General features: G+C 25.1%; 25 protein-coding genes. 24 read left to right on the top strand and 1 reads right to left on the bottom strand.

All coding sequences use genetic code 11. From position 1 onward, the window contains the following. The first annotated feature begins 40 nt into the window (after positions 1-40). The 3 genes from J2S18_RS05975 to J2S18_RS05965 are packed head-to-tail and all read left to right on the top strand — an operon-like array spanning position 41 to position 2711. Positions 41-958 carry an RluA family pseudouridine synthase gene (locus J2S18_RS05975; RefSeq protein WP_307484521.1) on the top strand — a complete coding sequence of 306 codons (918 nt, stop codon included), beginning with the start codon at positions 41-43 and terminating at the stop codon, positions 956-958. Positions 959-971: 13 nt separating this feature from the next. After that, entirely contained in the window at positions 972-1514 is a 543-nt protein-coding gene (gene pyrR, locus J2S18_RS05970) for a bifunctional pyr operon transcriptional regulator/uracil phosphoribosyltransferase PyrR (protein ID WP_465254223.1), read from the top strand. Positions 1515-1547: 33 nt separating this feature from the next. Continuing rightward, complete coding sequence (locus J2S18_RS05965) at positions 1548-2711, top strand: THUMP domain-containing class I SAM-dependent RNA methyltransferase (protein ID WP_307484520.1); 1164 nt, start codon at positions 1548-1550, stop codon at positions 2709-2711. Positions 2712-2746: 35 nt separating this feature from the next. Here J2S18_RS05965 and J2S18_RS05960 read toward each other — a convergent pair whose 3' ends face one another. Further along, positions 2747-4477 carry an Rqc2 family fibronectin-binding protein gene (locus J2S18_RS05960; RefSeq protein ID WP_307484518.1) on the bottom strand — a complete coding sequence of 577 codons (1731 nt, stop codon included), beginning with the start codon at positions 4475-4477 and terminating at the stop codon, positions 2747-2749. A 99-nt stretch (positions 4478-4576) separates the two neighbouring features. Between J2S18_RS05960 and dapF the strand changes: the two genes are divergently transcribed. From dapF to J2S18_RS05855, 21 genes are all read left to right on the top strand, one after another. Next, the gene (dapF, locus tag J2S18_RS05955; RefSeq protein WP_307484515.1) at positions 4577-5395 is read left to right on the top strand and encodes a diaminopimelate epimerase; all 819 of its coding nucleotides are present in this window, start codon (positions 4577-4579) and stop codon (positions 5393-5395) included. Between the two features lie 25 nt (positions 5396-5420). Further along, on the top strand, positions 5421-6431 hold the full coding sequence (locus tag J2S18_RS05950) for a hypothetical protein (protein WP_307484513.1): 1011 nt from the start codon (positions 5421-5423) through the stop codon (positions 6429-6431). A gap of 90 nt (positions 6432-6521) precedes the next feature. Beyond that, positions 6522-7904, top strand: coding sequence for a GspE/PulE family protein (locus J2S18_RS05945; RefSeq protein ID WP_307484510.1), 1383 nt, complete (start codon positions 6522-6524; stop codon positions 7902-7904). Next, positions 7876-8907, top strand: coding sequence for a type II secretion system F family protein (locus tag J2S18_RS05940; protein WP_307484507.1), 1032 nt, complete (start codon positions 7876-7878; stop codon positions 8905-8907). The genes J2S18_RS05945 and J2S18_RS05940 overlap by 29 nt, the downstream gene beginning before the upstream one ends. Further along, entirely contained in the window at positions 8904-9338 is a 435-nt protein-coding gene (locus J2S18_RS05935; RefSeq protein WP_307484503.1) for a pilus assembly FimT family protein, read from the top strand. The genes J2S18_RS05940 and J2S18_RS05935 overlap by 4 nt, the downstream gene beginning before the upstream one ends. Next, entirely contained in the window at positions 9325-9783 is a 459-nt protein-coding gene (locus J2S18_RS05930; protein ID WP_307484500.1) for a hypothetical protein, read from the top strand. Before J2S18_RS05935 ends, J2S18_RS05930 begins: the two co-directional genes overlap by 14 nt. Next, the gene (locus J2S18_RS05925; protein ID WP_307484497.1) at positions 9744-10256 is read left to right on the top strand and encodes a hypothetical protein; all 513 of its coding nucleotides are present in this window, start codon (positions 9744-9746) and stop codon (positions 10254-10256) included. The genes J2S18_RS05930 and J2S18_RS05925 overlap by 40 nt, the downstream gene beginning before the upstream one ends. Beyond that, positions 10247-10666 (top strand): hypothetical protein, encoded by a 420-nt coding sequence (locus tag J2S18_RS05920; RefSeq protein ID WP_307484495.1) that lies wholly within the window; start codon positions 10247-10249, stop codon positions 10664-10666. The genes J2S18_RS05925 and J2S18_RS05920 overlap by 10 nt, the downstream gene beginning before the upstream one ends. Then, entirely contained in the window at positions 10656-11225 is a 570-nt protein-coding gene (locus J2S18_RS05915) for a hypothetical protein (RefSeq protein WP_307484493.1), read from the top strand. The genes J2S18_RS05920 and J2S18_RS05915 overlap by 11 nt, the downstream gene beginning before the upstream one ends. After that, on the top strand, positions 11226-11609 hold the full coding sequence (locus tag J2S18_RS05910) for a hypothetical protein (RefSeq protein ID WP_307484490.1): 384 nt from the start codon (positions 11226-11228) through the stop codon (positions 11607-11609). A 3-nt stretch (positions 11610-11612) separates the two neighbouring features. After that, on the top strand, positions 11613-11981 hold the full coding sequence (locus J2S18_RS05905) for a hypothetical protein (RefSeq protein WP_307484488.1): 369 nt from the start codon (positions 11613-11615) through the stop codon (positions 11979-11981). A gap of 199 nt (positions 11982-12180) precedes the next feature. Beyond that, positions 12181-12738, top strand: a complete 558-nt coding sequence (gene efp / locus J2S18_RS05900; protein WP_307484486.1) for an elongation factor P — start codon at positions 12181-12183, stop codon at positions 12736-12738. Positions 12739-12800: 62 nt separating this feature from the next. Then, complete coding sequence (locus J2S18_RS05895) at positions 12801-13166, top strand: CD1247 N-terminal domain-containing protein (RefSeq protein WP_307484483.1); 366 nt, start codon at positions 12801-12803, stop codon at positions 13164-13166. A 144-nt stretch (positions 13167-13310) separates the two neighbouring features. Continuing rightward, the gene (gene spoIIIAA / locus J2S18_RS05890) at positions 13311-14231 is read left to right on the top strand and encodes a stage III sporulation protein AA (protein WP_307484480.1); all 921 of its coding nucleotides are present in this window, start codon (positions 13311-13313) and stop codon (positions 14229-14231) included. After that, complete coding sequence (gene spoIIIAB / locus J2S18_RS05885; RefSeq protein ID WP_307484478.1) at positions 14219-14734, top strand: stage III sporulation protein SpoIIIAB; 516 nt, start codon at positions 14219-14221, stop codon at positions 14732-14734. The genes spoIIIAA and spoIIIAB overlap by 13 nt, the downstream gene beginning before the upstream one ends. A gap of 15 nt (positions 14735-14749) precedes the next feature. After that, complete coding sequence (gene spoIIIAC, locus J2S18_RS05880; protein WP_307484475.1) at positions 14750-14947, top strand: stage III sporulation protein AC; 198 nt, start codon at positions 14750-14752, stop codon at positions 14945-14947. A gap of 8 nt (positions 14948-14955) precedes the next feature. Next, positions 14956-15339, top strand: a complete 384-nt coding sequence (gene spoIIIAD, locus J2S18_RS05875) for a stage III sporulation protein AD (protein WP_307484473.1) — start codon at positions 14956-14958, stop codon at positions 15337-15339. A 9-nt stretch (positions 15340-15348) separates the two neighbouring features. Then, on the top strand, positions 15349-16554 hold the full coding sequence (gene spoIIIAE, locus J2S18_RS05870; RefSeq protein WP_307484471.1) for a stage III sporulation protein AE: 1206 nt from the start codon (positions 15349-15351) through the stop codon (positions 16552-16554). Positions 16555-16560: 6 nt separating this feature from the next. Further along, a complete protein-coding gene (gene spoIIIAF / locus J2S18_RS05865) occupies positions 16561-17145 on the top strand; it encodes a stage III sporulation protein AF (RefSeq protein WP_307484470.1) in 585 nt (194 codons plus the stop codon). A 14-nt stretch (positions 17146-17159) separates the two neighbouring features. Next, positions 17160-17762 (top strand): stage III sporulation protein AG, encoded by a 603-nt coding sequence (gene spoIIIAG, locus J2S18_RS05860; protein WP_307484467.1) that lies wholly within the window; start codon positions 17160-17162, stop codon positions 17760-17762. 39 nt (positions 17763-17801) lie between these two features. After that, entirely contained in the window at positions 17802-18323 is a 522-nt protein-coding gene (locus J2S18_RS05855; protein ID WP_307484466.1) for a SpoIIIAH-like family protein, read from the top strand. Positions 18324-18406 lie beyond the last annotated feature (83 nt).

The raw sequence follows: 18406 nt of genomic DNA, 5'->3' as shown, positions 1-18406 counted from the left end.
TATAATTGTTAAAGTAATAAAGATTTAGGAGACTTAAATAATGGAAGAAATGATATACAACATAAGTTCTGAGGAAAAGGGAATTAGAATTGATAAATTCCTTTCAAGCAAATTTGAAGAAAAATCAAGAAGTTTTATTCAAGGACTTATAGAAAATGAAGGCGTTTTAGTTAATAATAAAAAAGTAAAAAGTAATTATAAGTTAAAAGAAAATGATAAGATAGAAATAAAAATGCCAGAAGTTAAAGAATTAGAAGTAGAGGCAGAAAATATTCCACTTAATATAATATATGAAGATAAAGATGTTATTGTTGTAAATAAACCAAAGGGAATGGTTGTACATCCAGCCCCAGGAAATTACAATGGAACTCTTGTAAATGCACTATTATATCACTGCAAAGATTTATCAAGTATAAATGGAGTTATAAGACCTGGAATAGTCCATAGAATAGATAAGGACACAACAGGAGTATTAGTAGTTGCAAAAAATGATAAAGCTCACAACAAATTATCAGAACAATTAAAGGCTCATTCAATGAAAAGAGAATATTATGCTTTAGTTGAAGGAAGAATTAAACAAGATAGTGGAACAGTAGATAAACCACTTGCAAGATCTAAGAAAGATAGATTAAAGATTGCAATAATGCCTGATGGAAAACGTGCAGTAACTCATTATGAAGTTATTGAAAGATTTAAAAATGCAAGTTTAGTAAAATGTATATTAGAAACTGGAAGAACACATCAAATTAGAGTACATATGGCTTCAATTGGGTATCCTTTAGTTGGAGACCCTACTTATGGATTTAAAAAAGGAAAGTTTAAAAATGAAGGACAGATGTTACATGCTAAAACATTAGGATTTATTCATCCAACTACTGATGAATATATGGAGTTTACATCAGAACTTCCAGAAAATTATAAAGAATTATTAGAAAATTTAAGAAAAGATAATATATAAATTTATAAGGAGGATAATAATGAATTTAAAAGCTAATCTTTTAGATGACAAAGCAATAAAAAGAAGTTTAATTAGAGTTTCTCATGAAATTATTGAAAAAAACAAAGGAGTAGAAGACACAGTTCTTATAGGAATAAAAAGAAGAGGATACCCACTTGCACAAAGAATTTCTAAACAAATAACAGCAATTGAGGGAGTAGAAATTCCAGTAGGATTAGTAGATATAACTTTATATAGAGATGATTTAACAAAGGATAATGAAATACCACAAATAAGAAGTATAGAATTAAATTGTGATATTACAAATAAAAAGGTAATACTTGTAGATGATGTTTTATATACAGGTAGAACTGTTAGAGCTGCTATTGATGCAATAATGGATGCAGGTAGACCAAGTGTTATAGAACTTGCTGTTTTAATAGATAGAGGACATAAAGAGCTACCTATAAGAGCTGATTTTGTAGGTAAAAATATACCAACATCAAGAGATGAGATTGTTGGAGTTAAAATTCTAGAAATAGATGGGGAAGACTCAGTAAAGATATACGAAAAATAAGTTTAATTTAAAACTTAAAGGAGAGAAAAATAGATGGAATATGATTTAATTGCAACCACTACCTTTGGTATAGAAGGTGTAACAGCAAAAGAGTTAAAGGCTTTAGGATATGAAGGTCTAAAATCAGAAAATGGTAAAGTACACTTTCAAGGGGATGAAATGGATATTGCAATAGCTAATATTCATTTAAGAACTGCAGATAGAGTTTTTATAAAAATGGCAGAATTTGAAGCTAGAAGCTTTGAAGAATTATTCCAAGGAACTAAAAAAGTTAAATGGAGTAAGATTATCCCTAAAAATGGAGTTATGCACGTAGTTGGTAAGTCTATAAAATCAACTCTTCATAGTGTTCCAGATTGTCAGTCAATAGTTAAAAAAGCTGTTGTAACTGAAATGAGCGAAGCTTATGGAATTGATAGATTTAGTGAAGATGGTCCTGTTTATAAAATAGAAGTTGGAATATTAAAAGATAAGGTAACCCTTACTATTGATACATCAGGAGTAGGACTTCATAAGAGAGGATATAGAGAAAATGCAGGAGCTGCACCTCTTAAAGAAACATTAGCAGCTTCTATGGTTCTTTTATCAAGATGGAAAGAAGATTATGTTTTAGTAGATCCATTTTGTGGTTCAGGAACAATTCTTATAGAAGCATGTATGATAATGCAAAATATTGCTCCAGGACTTAAGAGGAAATTTGCATCAGAAGAATGGCCAACAATGCCACCTGATATATATAGTCAAGTTAGAGAAGGTGCAAGAAGAGCTATAAAAAATAAAGATATAAAACTTTTAGGATATGATATAGACCATAGAGTCTTAAGAACTGCAAAAGAAAATGCAAGAAAAGCTGGAGTTTTAGAATATATAGAATTCCAAGAAAGAGATTTTAGAGATTTTTCTAATAAACATAAATATGGATTTATAATTTCAAATCCACCTTATGGAGAAAGATTAAGTGATGAAAGAGAAGTTAGAGAACTTTATGGAATTTTTGGTGGATATAAAAAGAAATATTCAGATTGGGAATTTAATATACTTACTTCCTATGAAGGATTTGAAAATGCTTTTAAAATAAAATCATCAAAAAATAGAAAACTATATAATGGTAAATTAAAATGTTACTATTATCAATATTTTGATAACAAATTAATAAAAAATCCAGGAGATACTCTAATGCAGTGCCTAATGGATTAAAAAAAGATTCGCATAAATTTTTATGCGAATCTTTTTTATACTTGTTCTAAATTAAGATTTAAAAAATCTTTTGGCTCTGCATATAATGTAAAGTTTGTATGATATATTACCATACCTGGTTTAGCTCCATTTGGCTTTTTTAAATTCTTCACTAAAGTATAATCAACAGGTACTTTAGATGAAGCCTTAGCTTTGCTATAAAATGCAGCTAAAATAGCAGCCTCTTCTAATGTTTTGTCTGGTATATCCTTTGAACAGATTATTACGTGAGAACCTGGTATATCTTTAGTGTGAAGCCACATAAAGTTTTTATTAGCAAACTTTAAACTTAAATAATCATTTTGTAGATTATTTTTACCAACATATATATCAATTCCATCAGAAGATATAAAATGAAGTGGCTTTGATTTTAATTTCTTTTTACTTGAAGATTTTTTGAATTTTAAATATCCAGTTTCCATTAATTCGTTTTTAATTTCTTCTATTTCATCATAGGATTCAGCATTTATAATATTAGTTAATACTGAATTAAGATAATTAAGTTCAGTTTCATTTTTATCTAGTTGAATATAAGCTTCCTCTTCTGCCTTTTTTAATTTATTATATTTTTTATAATAAAATTGAACATTTTCAGAAGGTGTCTTATTTGGATTTAATTTAATTTCTTCATTTGGAGAATCTTCCTTATAAAAGTTTTGCAGTACAATAGATTTATCACCTTTTTTGAAGCTATAAATAAATGATGTTAATAAATCTCCTTTAATTTTAAAACTTTCTTTAGAGTCACAATCATTTAATGTATTTTCAAGGATTCTTTTCTTTTTTAAACATCTTTCAATATTTGTATGAATAAGTTTTTGTAAATTTTGAGATCTATTATGAAGTCTTTCTTGTTTATCTTTTTTTCTATAAAATTCATCTAACATTATAGAGGGATTATCATATTTTATAGAAGAAAACTTATCTTTAAAGGATAAAAATTCCATTGAGTGAAAATCCTTGAAAAGCCCGTCCTTATCAACATATATATGAAATGAAGGAAATTTTTTTATAGTTTCAAATAAATTTGTAACAAATTTGTATAATATTTTACTATCCTTTAAGTTATAATTAGAGTTAGAAAGATTAAGATATAATTCTTTTGATAAAATTTTACTAACACCTGTAAAGTTTTTAAAGAAGAAATCTTCATTAATATTAGAATTATCATTTAATAAATTAATAAAAGATTCTTTTGAAAAGTTAAAAGGATTTAATTTAGTTGATTTAGGAGGATAAACATAGGTAACACCAGGATATAAAACTCTATAACTGTTTATATCAGGAGTTATGTGTTTAATTGATTCCATAACTTTTAAATCTCTTTCTCTAACAAGAGTTATATTTGAATGTCTTCCCATAATTTCAATAATTAATAAATATTTACTATCAAAACCAAGTTCATCTCTAGAAGATATATGGATTGTAACAACTCTATCTCCCTCTTTTTGGGTTATGTCAGTTATAAGTCCACCTATTAAATATTTTCTAAGAACCATTAAATAAAGTGGTGCTTTAAGGGGATTTTCTTTTTGAATGTTAGTAATATGTAATCTTGCAAATTGTGAGGATGCTGAGATTAAAAGTTTAAAGTTTTTTCTATATTTTCTTAAATGTAAAATTATTTCATCCTTTTCTGGTTGATTTATTTTATCTATTTTAGAATCAATTATAGATTCCTTTAAATTATCGATTAAATTATTTAAAAATATACCATCTAATGCCAAAGGTATCATCCTTTCTTTTTTAGAATTTAAAAATAGTATAACACTAAATTAAGGTAATAATCAATTTAATATATAAGTACTTTAGGAGGAGCAGAAGTTATGAAATTTACAAAGATGCAAGGAATAGGAAATGATTTTATTTTTATAGAGGATTTAGATAATACTCTAGAAAGTAGTGAAATAGATATAGCTAAAAAGTTATGTAATAGACATTTTGGTATTGGGGCAGATGGATTAATAATTATAAGGAATTCAAAAAATTCTGATATGAAAATGACTATTATAAACAGTGACGGTTCAAGAGCAAATATGTGTGGAAATGCAATAAGATGTTTTGGAAGATATATTTATGATAAAGGATATGTTAAGGATAAATGTTTTACTGTTGAAACAGATGATGGACAAAAAGAAATAACTCTTATTTATGAAAATGAACAATTTATAGGAGCTAAAGTATATATGGGGAAACCTTCCTTTGAAGGAGATAAAATACCACTAAAAAATAAAAAAGAACTTATAAATGAAACTATTAATATAAATAATAAAGATTATAACTTAACATCTGTTTTAGTTGGGGTACCTCATACTATAATAATAGAAGATAAAGATGGTTATAATGTAGAAGAAGGAAAGTTTATAGAAAAGTTTGATATTTTTAGTGAAGGAACTAATGTAAATTTTGTTAAGGTTATAAATAAAGATCATATTAAAGTAGAAACTTGGGAAAGAGGAGCAGGTGCAACCCTTGCCTGTGGAACAGGAACTTGCGCATCTGCTGTTGTTGCATATAAATTTGGATTAACTAATAAAAAGGTATTAGCAACTCTTAAAGGAGGAGAGCTTATAATAGAGGTTGAAGATGATGGAGTATATATGACAGGTAACGCTGAATATATTTGCACAGGAGAAACTTTATAAAATATAAGTTAGAAGAGGGAATAGAATGAATGTTTTAAAAAAAAGACCACTATATATATTAATTTTTTTAGGTTTTTCATTTATTCTAACTGCATGTGGACAAAAAAATGTGCAAAATGATGGACTTACTGGTAAAAACGGAGAAGAGCTAAAAGTGCAAAGCGGTTCAGTGTTATTAGAAGAAAAGGGAGAATATAGTACTTTAAATTTTTTGGATGGGAAATATAATAACTTAAATAGTAAAAATATTGTAACTAACTATAATAAGGAGAGCGGAAATTATATTTTTCTAAAAGATGGTAAGCACTACATTTATTATAAGGGTAAAAATAGAGAAATAGAGGATAAAGATTATAGTTTTATTAAACTTTCTCCTTCCGGTAATTATGTTTCTTACATGGTTTATGATAATGGATATAAGCTGAAAGTTTTATCATTAGAGGATAATAAAGTTATTAATATACAATCGAAGGTAGCTATATCAGGAGAATTTTATGATTTTATAAATGGAGATACATTAGTTTATTATGGAATTTCAGATGATGGAGTTAATGGGGTTTTCACTTATAATTTAAAAACTAACAAAGAAGAACTGTTATATAAATTAAAAGGTGGATATGTTAAATTTTTAAAGGGACTAGAAAATGAAGTTGTAATACTTCAGGAAACTCCAGACAATAATAAAATATTAAAGGTTATAAATAATAATGATAAAAAGGAAAATATAATTTCTAAAAACTTTAAGGAAGTTAATGATATTTTAAAGGTATCTAATGAGTATTATATTTTGGGAACTGCAGTTAATGATGCACCTTCATTATATAAGGTTAATAAAAATTCAAAGAAAAGATTAGTATATTCCTTCCCTTCAATTATTAATTTAAAAAAGGGAGTAGGAATTGGTGATAAAGGGGATATACTTTTTATAGGCTCTAATAGTGGGAAGGATAATGAAGAGGTTTTTTCATATAAAGATGAAAGTATTTCTCTTATAAGTAATAAAACAGGAAAATATGAATTTATAAAATTTAACTAGAAAAAAGTCTTGGTAAAAATCCAAGACTTTTTTCTTTTAAATGGAATAAAAATTATTAGAATGTGACCATAATTAAATTGGAGGTGTTAAGTGAAAGAATTAATAAGTATTTCTGATTTAAATTCAGTGTATAAAATATCAAAGGAAAAAATGATTAAATTTAAAGTTATTCCTCTTTATGAAATAGACAATTATATTAATGTAGTTACCTATGAAGAAAATTATGAAAGCAAGGATTATATTGAATTTATTTTTGGCAAAAAGGTGAAATTTATAATAGTAGACAAAGAAATATTTAATAATCTTATATTAGCTTTAAAGCCTAATTTAGATGTGAATTTAGAGGAAACTATAATAGAGGAAACAATTAATAAAAATGGAAGTGATATTCATTTTGAACCTTCAAGAAATTTTGTAACTATAAGGATAAGAATAGATGGAATTTTATCTATTGTAGGTAAAATTAGAAATATAGATTATAACCAAATATTATCTAGAGTTAAGTTAAATGGGAATATGGATATTGCAGAAAAGAGAAAACCTCAAGATGGGAAAATTTTAATTAAAAATTCTAAAGGAAGTTTTGATTGTAGAATATCTACAATACCAGTAATTTACGGAGAAAAGATGGTAATAAGAATTCTTTACAAAGAAAAGTTAGATCATAGTATAGATAGTTTAAAACTTCTTCCTTTTCAGCAGGAAATATTAAATAAAATTATTAATGCAGAAACTGGAATGCTTATTATAAGTGGACCAACAGGCAGTGGTAAAACTTCCACATTGTATTCAATTATATCAAGTATAAAGGATAAGGACATTAATATAACTACTATAGAGGACCCTGTAGAGTGCAATATTAAAGATATAAACCAAATGAATGTAAATAGAAAGATAAACTTTAGTTTTGCAGAAGGATTAAGAAGCATTTTGAGGCAAGATCCAAATGTTATTATGGTTGGAGAAATTAGAGATGAAGAAACAGCTAGTATGGCAACAAGGGCTGCTATTACAGGACATAAAGTTTATTCAACTATTCATACAAAATCAAGTAGAGATATATTTTTAAGACTTGAAGATATGAAGGTGAAAAATTATTTAATAAAGGATTCTTTAATAGGTGCTATTTCACAAAGATTAGTAGGGAGATTATGCCCAAATTGCAAAGAAAAACACAAGGAAATAATAAAAGGAAAAGAATATACATTATATAGAGAAGTTGGCTGCAAAAAATGTAACTTTACTGGTATTAAGGGAAGAAGATTAATTTGTGCAATACATTTTATAGATGAAAAAACAAGAAATAAATTTAATAATATTTACAATGATTTAGAATTTCTTTCTAACGAGCAAATGTATCATGTATGTAAAAGTTTACTTAAGAATGGAGAAATAAGCTATAAGCAATATAGGAGATTTATTCATGGAGAGGATTTAATTAAATATGAAAATAATGAAAAAGAAATCTTATAAAGATATAAGTATAATGTGTGAAAACCTATATTCATTATATAATGATGGTCTTCAAATAACAAAATCAATTGAATTACTTAATGATTTTCCTCTAAGAAAAGACTATAAAGAAAGTATTAAATATATAGGTGAAAGAGTTAGAAAGGGAGAAACATTAGGGGAAAGTTTTTCTAAGTTTTCTAATTTATATCCAACATTTTTAACTGGAATGATATCTATTGGAGAAAAGACAGGAAGGTTAAGTGATGTATTAAAAGAGATGAGTATATATTACAAAAGAAAAGATAGTATGAAAAATAATATTATTAATGCATCAATTTATCCAATATTTTTAATTGTAACAATGTTTATTATGTGTATATTTTTTATTATATTTATAATCCCTCAGCTTGAAAGTGTTTATGTATCATTAGGAAGCAATATACCTAATTTAACAAAAAATATATTAAATTTATCACTTTGGGTTAATAAATATCCTGCTTCTGCTATTTCTTTTACAGTATTTTGGTTTATTTTAACTCCTGTTATATTTATAAAATTATATTATAACAAGATTACAAATATATTGTTAAATAAAGTAAAACTTTTAAAGGAAATAAGAGAATATGAAATAATTTTGCTAATAAAAGTTATTATAGTTAGCGGAACTAATATATCAATAGCACTTAAATATTGCGAAGAAGATAGTTTTAGAAAAAATTTATATAGAGATATAAATGAAAGGATACTTAAAGGAAATGAAATATCAGAAGTAATAGAAGAAGTTATAAATCCATCTAATTATACAATTGCAATGATTAAATTAGGAGAAGAAAGTGGAGCTTTAGATGAAAGACTTGAAAACTTAACTAATACTTTAAATGAAAGATGTAATGATAAATTCAAAAAGATAGCTTCATTACTTCAACCGATATCAATATTATTAATAGCATCTATTGTATTTACATTTCTTATAACTTTTATTTTACCAATTTTTGATGGAATATATGGAGGGGTATCTTGAAAATAAAAAAGGGATTTACATTAATAGAATTAATAGCATCTATGGCTATATTAACTATTTTGTTTACATTTGGATCTATATCCTTAAAATATTATAAAAAATTAAATGAAGATATTAGACTAGATAATTTTTTTGTTTCAATAAAGCATATATTGTCAGAAGGAAAAGCCATTGCTATAGATGAAGATATAGGATTAAGAATATCTTTTGATAATTTAAATAAGAAAGTAAAATTACAAAAAGGAAAAGTTCATAAAGAAATGATAGATATTCCAGATTATATAGAAGTTATATCAAATCCTAATATCGTTATATCATCTAATGGGCAATTAAAATCTCAAACAACAACACTTAACAATACAAAAAACAATAAAAAATATTATATAAAAATTAGAGTAGGAGTTGATTATGTAAATATTGAAAGTTATTAAGAAAAAAGGAAGTATGCTTCTTGAATGTATGTTATCTATATTTATTATTTCAATAACTATTATTTCTTTTGCAGGAGTTAATAAAGAGGATGTTAATTCTTTTAAAAGCAGAAATGAAGTCCGAGAAAATAATATATTAATGAATAATATAATAAATGAAATTAAATTTAATACAACAATAGAGGAATTAGAAAATAAACTAATAGGAAATAAAATTGTAATAGGTATAGGAGAAAATATATTAAGTGATTTAAAGACAAAGGATGTGTTAAATATTAAAGATAACTTTAACAAAAAAGTAATAGAAGTAGAAAAGGTTAGTGGAACATTAGAAAAAATTAATCTTAGAATTTCTTTTGTAGAAAATGGGAATAAAATTTTAAAAGAAGAGGTAGAAAAGGAACTTTGGATGGAACAAAGAGAAAAAAAGATGGTTTTACATTAATTGAGTGTATAGCGTATATATTTATTTCAACAATAATACTTTGTTTAATTACAACAATAACTATTGATGGATATAAACATTTCATTAGAAGAGGAGAATTTATAAATAGGGAAGATGAAATAGATAATGCAATATTAACTATAAGGAAGATATTTAGTGATGTAAATAATACAGATTATATTATAAAAGATAATAAAGTGGAAATAATTAAAGAAGAAGAAGGAATTGAAGAAGTAAACAATAAAAATAATGTTATAAATAAAAATTTAAATGTAAAATCAAAAGAGTTTGAAGTTATAAGTGGAAATTTATATGTTAAATATTATTCTTATAATCAATTTCAAAATAAGAAAAAATATGAAACATCAAATATTATTTTAAAAAATGTAGAAGAATTTAATGTATTAAAAAAGGAAAACTTAATATATGCAAATTTTATAGTTGATGGAAGAGAGTTTTTAGTATGTTTGTAAAGAAAAAGGGATATATTTTATTAAGCACTATGCTTCTTATTTCTTTTATATCCATAGTTATTTTAGGAGGAGCATCCATACATAAGATGAATTTTACATATTCTAAAAGATATAAAGCTCATAAAAGTATGAGAGATTTAGATCGTGTAGAGGAAACAGTCCTGAAATATGCTAATAATTGGATTAATGAAAATACAAAATTATTAATAGAAAAGATGAAAGAAGACTTTTCTCAGCCTATTAAAAATAGTGAGTATAGACTTAATTTAAATTATATAAAGGATAAGGATACTTTTAAATTAAGTTATGGAATAGATAAAATAGATGATTATATTTATTGTTCCTATATAAAAAATGAAGAAAAGATAATTTTAATACCAAAAAGGAGGATAAATGTAAGTGATACTTAGAGAAAAAATAATTACTATTAATAAAAATAAATATATGTATAATGGTGAAGGTAAACATTTAAAAGATATAATAAATGAAGTTAAAAAGAATAAAAAAGCTAATTTTGTAATATTAGATGAAGAATTGTATATTAAAGAATATGATACAACTAAAAGAAGTGAGATAAAAAATATTATTAATAATGAAATAAAAAAAGAATTCAATAATGATGATTATTTAATTCATTTTACTATAGATAGAAAAAATAAAAAAACTTTTATTTATGCAATAAAAGGAGGAAATAGAATAGTTCCTTTTATTGAGAATATTAAAAAAATAGAAGTTAAACCTATTCAATTCATATTAATAAAGTTTTTAAGAGAAAAGATAGGAAAAAGAAAATTTGAATCATTAATAGAAGTAAATGAGAAATATTATTTTTTAGAAGTTAATAATAATTTTATTATAAAAAGTTCTATACACTTATCAAATGAAGAATTTTCATCTTTTAAAAATATTATTTTAGCAAAATTTGAATTTCCATATAAAAAGCAAAATCTAATTATTGAGGGGAAATAAATGAACAAAAATTTTATACCAGAAAAGTTTATTTCTAAAAAAGAAGAGAATAACAATAAAAGTATTAATAGAGGAATTGTTTTATTGTTATTAGCTAATATATTAATATTTCCTATTAATATAAGCAATGTTAATAAAGCATTTTCTGAAAAGAATAATACTAAAAAAGAAAATGTTGTTGAAAAGAGGATAGATGTAAAAAGTGAATTAATAAATTGGATTGATTTATTGCATAAACATACTAACTATGGAGATATTGAAGATAACTCTGGGAAAATAGTATTAAAAAATGTTAAAGATATAAAAAAGATAGAAAAGGATTTAACTATAAAAAAGGTATGGAATGAAGATAAAAAATATTATTTAAATGTGTTAGGAGATTAAATTTTGAAGAAAATATATATTAAATATTTAGTATTAATAGTAATTTTATTTTTACAAGGTATAGTATTTCTATCTTTTTCTAATAAGGAAGAGGAATTTCATAATAAATATTCTGTAGATGTGTCTAATGAATATAAAGATAAAAATATTAATGATATATTTAATTATTTTAATAATATAAAGGGAGCTGAGATAAACAGTATAAATAATGAGGAAGATTTTAGTATGGAAGTAACTATGAAGGGAAATAAAAATAGGATAGTTAAATTTTTAAAAGAAATAGAAGATTATAATGTAATAAACTATAATATAAATTATATGGATGAAAAGTTTTGTCTAAAGGTGACTGTTTTAGGGTATAAAAATTTATAATAAGTATAATAATATTTAAAGATAGAGTCTAAATATATAAAAATACTGTTAAATTAGCACTCTAACTAATTGCAATTAATATGAAGTTTTGATAAAATAAATTTGTATGTCAGAAGAAACCAAATTATGATTATATATGTTTAAAAGTTAATAATATAATTTATTTGGATTTGAATTTATACTTTTGGAGGGATATTTAATGATATCAGCAGGAGATTTAAGAAAAGGTACAACTTTCGAACACGAAGGACAAGTATTTACAGTTGTAGACTTTTTACATGTTAAACCAGGAAAAGGCGCAGCTTTCGTTAGAACAAAACTTAGAAACGTTATATCAGGTGGAGTTACTGAAACAACTTTCAACCCAACAACTAAGTTCCAAGAAGCTGTAATTGAAAGAAAAGAAATGCAATATTTATACACAGATGGAGAGTTATACTACTTCATGGATCAAGAAACATATGATCAAATTCCTTTAAACTATGAAAAGGTTGAAGAAGCTATAAAATACTTAAAGGAAAATATGTTTGCTATTATTAAATTTTACAAAGGTGATGCTTTCTCAGTTGAAGCTCCAAACTTTGTTGAATTATTAATAACACACAGTGAGCCAGGCGTTAAAGGAAATACAGCAACAAATACATTAAAGCCAGCTACTGTAGAAACAGGTGCAATCATAAACGTTCCAATGTTCGTTAATGAAGGAGATACTATTAGAGTTGATACTAGAACTGGAGAGTACATGGAAAGAGTTTAATAGTACAATAAATTGCTAAGTTCAAAGAACTTAGCAATTTTAATATAAAAGGAAGTGTTGATATGAATGATATAAAAAAAGAAATCCAAGAGCTAAATAATTGTATAGATAAAATAGATAATACTGAAAATAAGGATATATTAAATAAAGTTTCTAGTATATTTAATAAATTATCAGATAAAATAGAAGAGCTTCAAATAAATCAAGAAGCAATACAAGAAAATTTAGAATATATGGATGATGATCTTTCAGGAATTCAAGATGAATTGTTTGAAGAAGTTTCTTTAGAGGAATTAACTGAAATTGAAGATGAATATAAAGAAATAAATTGTATTCATTGCAATAAACCAATTTTTATTGAAAGTTCTGCATTAGAAAAGAACAGTAATATTCCATGTCCTTACTGTAATAAAAATATAATGAAATAGTAGTTTAAAGAGTTTTGATTTCAAAGCTCTTTTTTTTATACCCATTTTACATATTTTAATAAAAATAAGTAATATTTACTTAATTATAAAAATATTAATTATAAAGGGTAAGGTAAGTTTAACTATGTGAGGAGAGAATGTTAAATGTTAAGAGAAGAAGAGAGAATTAATATTTTTCCTAAAAATATTATGAGTTTAATTAATGAATATGTTAAAGAAGGAATTCAAGAAATACGTATAAAAATAAATAAGCCAATTATATTATATACAAATAAGGGAGAGGTTATATTATCTAAAGAAGTTACAAAGGAAGAATTTAAATTTATTCTGCAAAGAATATCTAATTATTCTATTTATGCCTATGAAGAGGAAATAAAGCAAGGTTTTATAACTTTAAAAGGTGGACATAGAGTTGGCATTGCAGGGGAATGTGTTATGAATGGAGATTCAATAAAAACAATTAAAAATATAGCCTCTTTAAATATTAGAATTTCTAAAGAAATAATTGGCTGTGGGAAAAAAGTTATTAAATTTATTTATGAAAATAATATTATAAAAAACACTTTAATTATATCTCCACCTAAATGTGGTAAAACTACAATTTTAAGAGATATTGCAAGAATATTGTCCTCTGGAGATTCTAAAAATAAATTAGAAGGGAAAAAAGTAGTTGTAATTGATGAAAGAAGTGAAATAGGAGCAAGTTATCTTGGAATTCCACAAATGAATTTAGGAATTAGAACAGACATATTAGATAACTGTTTGAAAAGAGAGGGAATGATTATGGCTATAAGGTCATTATCACCTGATGTTTTAATATGTGATGAAATAGGAACAAAAGAGGATGTAATTGCCTTAAATACCGCCTTTAATTCTGGAGTTAATGTTGTTGTAACTGTTCATGGAAGCAATTTAGAGGATGTTAAAAGTAGAAAAGTTTTTAGTAATCTTTTTAATTTTGGAATTATAGAGAGAGTTATTCTTCTTAGTAATAGATTAGGAGTTGGAACTATTGAAAAGGTATATTCCATAGGAAAAGAAGGTGATGTCTGTTGCTTAAATTAATAATTTTAATAATTGTATTTTTAGCATTTTCTTATGGTGGTTATGCATATGGAGAAAAATTTAATAATAGATATAAAAATCTTAAAGAAATTTTAAAGAGTATATTACTTCTTCAAAATGAGATTGTTTATAATATGACTCCTTTGCCAGAGGCTTTAAATTCAATTGGGACAAAGTGTAGAACTCCAATAAAGGAATTATTCTTAAACTCTTCAAAGGTCTTATTAGAGGGAAAAGAAGATAGTGTATACCATGCTTTTAAAATTATATATGAAAAAGAAAATAATATTTATTTAAATAAGGAGGATGAAAGGGTTCTTGGAGATTTCCTTAAATCATTAGGGGAACTTGGAGTTTATGGACAAGAAAAAATGTTTAATTTAGTAATAGCTAATTTAAATATCAATATTAAAGAAGCAGAGACAATAGCTAATAAAAATATAAAATTATACAGATATTTAGGGGTATGTATTGGTGCAATGATTATTATATTTTTATTATAAATTAGGAGGGGTGTTATGTTAGATGTAAGTATACTGTTTAAAATAGGGGGCGCTGGAGTACTCATAATAATATTAGACAAAGTATTAAAAAGTAGTGGTAAAGATGATATAGCCGTAATAACTAATATAGCTGGAGTTGTAATTATTCTTCTTATGATAGTTTCTCTTATTGGGGATTTATTTCAATCTGTTAAAACTATGTTTATGTTATAGGTGATATTATGATGATTTTAAAGGTAGTAACCTTTGCTTTAATTGCATTATTTATCTTTTTACTATTTAAAGATAGGAAAAGTGAACTTGCCGTTTTAGTTTGTCTTGTAGCTGGAATACTAATATTTGCGTTTATGATGGGAGAACTTCAGGGAATAATTTCATTTTTAAAAGATATTGCAAATAGAGCAGGAATTGATACTGTATACATTGGAATAATAATGAAAATATTAGCTATTGCATATTTAGCTTCCTTTGCAACAGAAATATGTAAAGATGCAGGAGCACAAACAATTGGTTCTAAGGTTGAATTTGCAGGGAAAATAATGATTTTAGCCCTTGCTGTACCAATCTTAATGGCTGTACTTGATTCTATTTTAAAAATACTGTAGGTGATAAGTATGAATAAATTTTCAAAAAAAACAATTGTTGCAATAATATTTACTATAGTATTTTCAGTTATTTTAGGTTTTCAAATATCAACTAATAAAATAGTAGCAGTAGCTGAAACGAAAGAAACAAAAGAAAATCTTATGAATAAAGAAACAAAGGAAGGTTTAGATAATTTATATGATTATATAAATAAAATGAAAACAGATGTTGAACTTGTAAATGAGCTTAATCCATCAGAGTATGTAAAGTCATATATAGAAAATGGGGAAGGCAATATAAGCTTTTCAGTTATTTTAAAAGCTATTTTAAGTTTGCTCTTTAGAGAAGTTAGAAGCGTTTTGAAACTTGTAATATCAGTTATGGTTATTGCAATTTTATGTTCCCTTCTTAAAAATCTTCAGGATGCCTTTAAAAATGACAACATATCACAAATTGCTTTTTTTGCATGTTACTCAATATTAATTATGATACTTTCAAAAAGTTTCTTAATATCAATATCTGTTGCCACAGAAGCTATTAATGAAATTTCTAATTTTATGAATGCATTACTACCTATATTAGTTACAATGATTGCATTAGCTGGAGGTTTAGTACAAGCTGCCACATTAGATCCTATTATACTAGCTGGAGTAACTATAATTCCTAAAATATATGTAACTATTATTATTCCATTAATACTTATAAGCTTTGTTATGGAGTTTGCAAATAATCTTTCAAATGAGCATAAAATAGATAATTTATGTAAGCTTCTTAAGCAGGTTATAATGTGGCTTCAAGGAATAATAATAACTGTATTTATAGCAGTTTTAACAATTAGAGGAATTACAGCAGATACTATGGATGCAGTAGCCCTTAAAACTACAAAATTTGCTATTGATAATTTTGTTCCTATAGTTGGAAAAACATTTTCAGATGCAATAACATCCGTTGCAGGGTATTCACTTATAATAAAAAATGCAATAACTGGAGTTGGGCTTATTGTAATTGTATTAGTTCTTATATATCCAATAATAAAGTTAATAATAATGGCCTTTATATATAAACTATCAGCTGGATTAATTGAACCTATAAGTGATAAAAGAATTACCTCATCTATAGCATCAGCAGGAGATGCATTAATGCTTTTACTTTCCTGTGTTATAAGTGTAAGTTTTATGTTTTTTATTTTACTTGGAATAATGGCATCCGCTGGAAAATTTATTGTAGGAGGGTAGTTTGATTTGGAACTAATAAGAAATTTTGTAATTACCTTAGTTACAACTTTAATATTTATAGCAGCAGTAGAATTAATAGCACCTGATAATAATATGAAAAAATATTTAAAGTTTGTGTTAGGACTTATTTTAATATCGGTAATTTTAACACCTATCTTAACAATATTTTCAAAAGGTGAAGATAAATTAAAAGATGTAATTAGCTCATACGAAACTGAATATAATTCAAATAAAGATAAAAAAAATTATGATGATAATTTAAAAAATACTAATAAGGAAAGTTTTAAAAATAATTTTAATAAAAATTTAGAAAATATGTTAAAAAAAGAATTTGAAAATTTAGATTTTAAATGTGAAGTAGATTGTGAAGTGGACTTTAATAAGGGAAGTTTAGTAATAAATAATTTGGATGTAAAGATAAAAGATAAAAAAATAAAAAATATAGAAAAGGTTAATAAAGTAAAAATAAATTCTAAGGGAGAAAAAAATAAAAAAGATAAAGAAAATGATAAGTATAGAGAGGTAGTTAAATTTATATGTAAGGAGCTTCAAATTGATAAGGAGAAAATTAACATATATAAAATGGAGTAAAGGAGGAGAAAAATATGGACTTTGAAAAGATTAAGGAGATTGTAAATAATTTTCTTAAAAAGAAGAATGTTAACATTTTAATTGCAATAATAATAATTATGTTATTTTTATTATTAGCATTAAACGTATTAGGGCCTTCTAAAGATAAAGATAATAAGAAAGAGGTACAAACATCAAGTAGCCTTGAAGAAAATATTCAAAATGAAGCAAAAGTAAGGGATGAGTATGAAAGAGAACAAAAGGAGCAATTAACTACTATTTTAAAAAAGATAGAGGGGGTTGGTAATGTTGATGTTATGATTTCTTTTGAAAGTGGAGAAATTAAAGTTCCAGCATATGATGAGGATACACATACATCAGTAACTGAAGAAACAGATAGTGAAGGTGGAAAGAGAATAAATAAACAAAAAAATGATGGATCAAAAATAGTTATGAAAACAAAGGATGAAGGAAATGAGCCATTTATATTACAAACATATAAGCCTAAAGCAATAGGTGTTGTGGTTACAGCAGAGGGAGCACAAAATAGCAAAACAAAATATGAAATTCAAAAAGCAGTATCAAATTTATATAATCTTTCTGTTGATAAAGTTAATGTATATCCTATGAATAGTTAGCATATAATTCAATAGGTAAAGAATGGGAGGAGAATGAAAATGAATAAAAAACAATTTGGTATTATTTTCACTTTACTTGGATTAATAATTTGCGTAGGACTTTTAGCTACAAAGCTTAATAATGGAGGATTAAATGATCCAATTGGATTAAGTCAAGTAAGTAGTGTAACAGATGAGAATGAAAAAAATAATGAAAAGGAAGCTGAAACATCAGCAAAAAAAGATTTCTTCTATGATTCAAGAGGTGAGAAAGAAGAAAAGACTGCAGAAACAATTCAAAATTTAAAGGCTATAGTTAATGATAAAAATACTTCAAAAGAACAAAAAGCAAGTGCTCAAAAAGAGTTATTAGAAAAAACTAAACAAAAAGATAATGAACATAGAGTAGAAATGAACATAAAAAATAAAGGTATAGAAGATGTATTATGTACTATTGATGGAAGTAAAGCAAAGGTATTTGTAAAGACAGAAGGAATTGACCAAAAGATGAGTTTACAAATCCAAGAAATTGTTCAAGATGTTGCAAATATAAACGATGTATCAATAGAAGTTAAAAAATAAATACATTGTAATGTAAAATCATATTTGATATAATAATCCTAGATAAATAGTTTTGCAAATGTGAAACCTAGGAGGTCGAATGT

It is taken from the genome of Eubacterium multiforme (assembly GCF_030813415.1).
In the GTDB taxonomy this organism is placed as follows: Bacteria; Bacillota; Clostridia; order Clostridiales; family Clostridiaceae; genus Clostridium; species Clostridium multiforme.
This window is presented reverse-complemented; position numbering and strand designations above follow the sequence as displayed.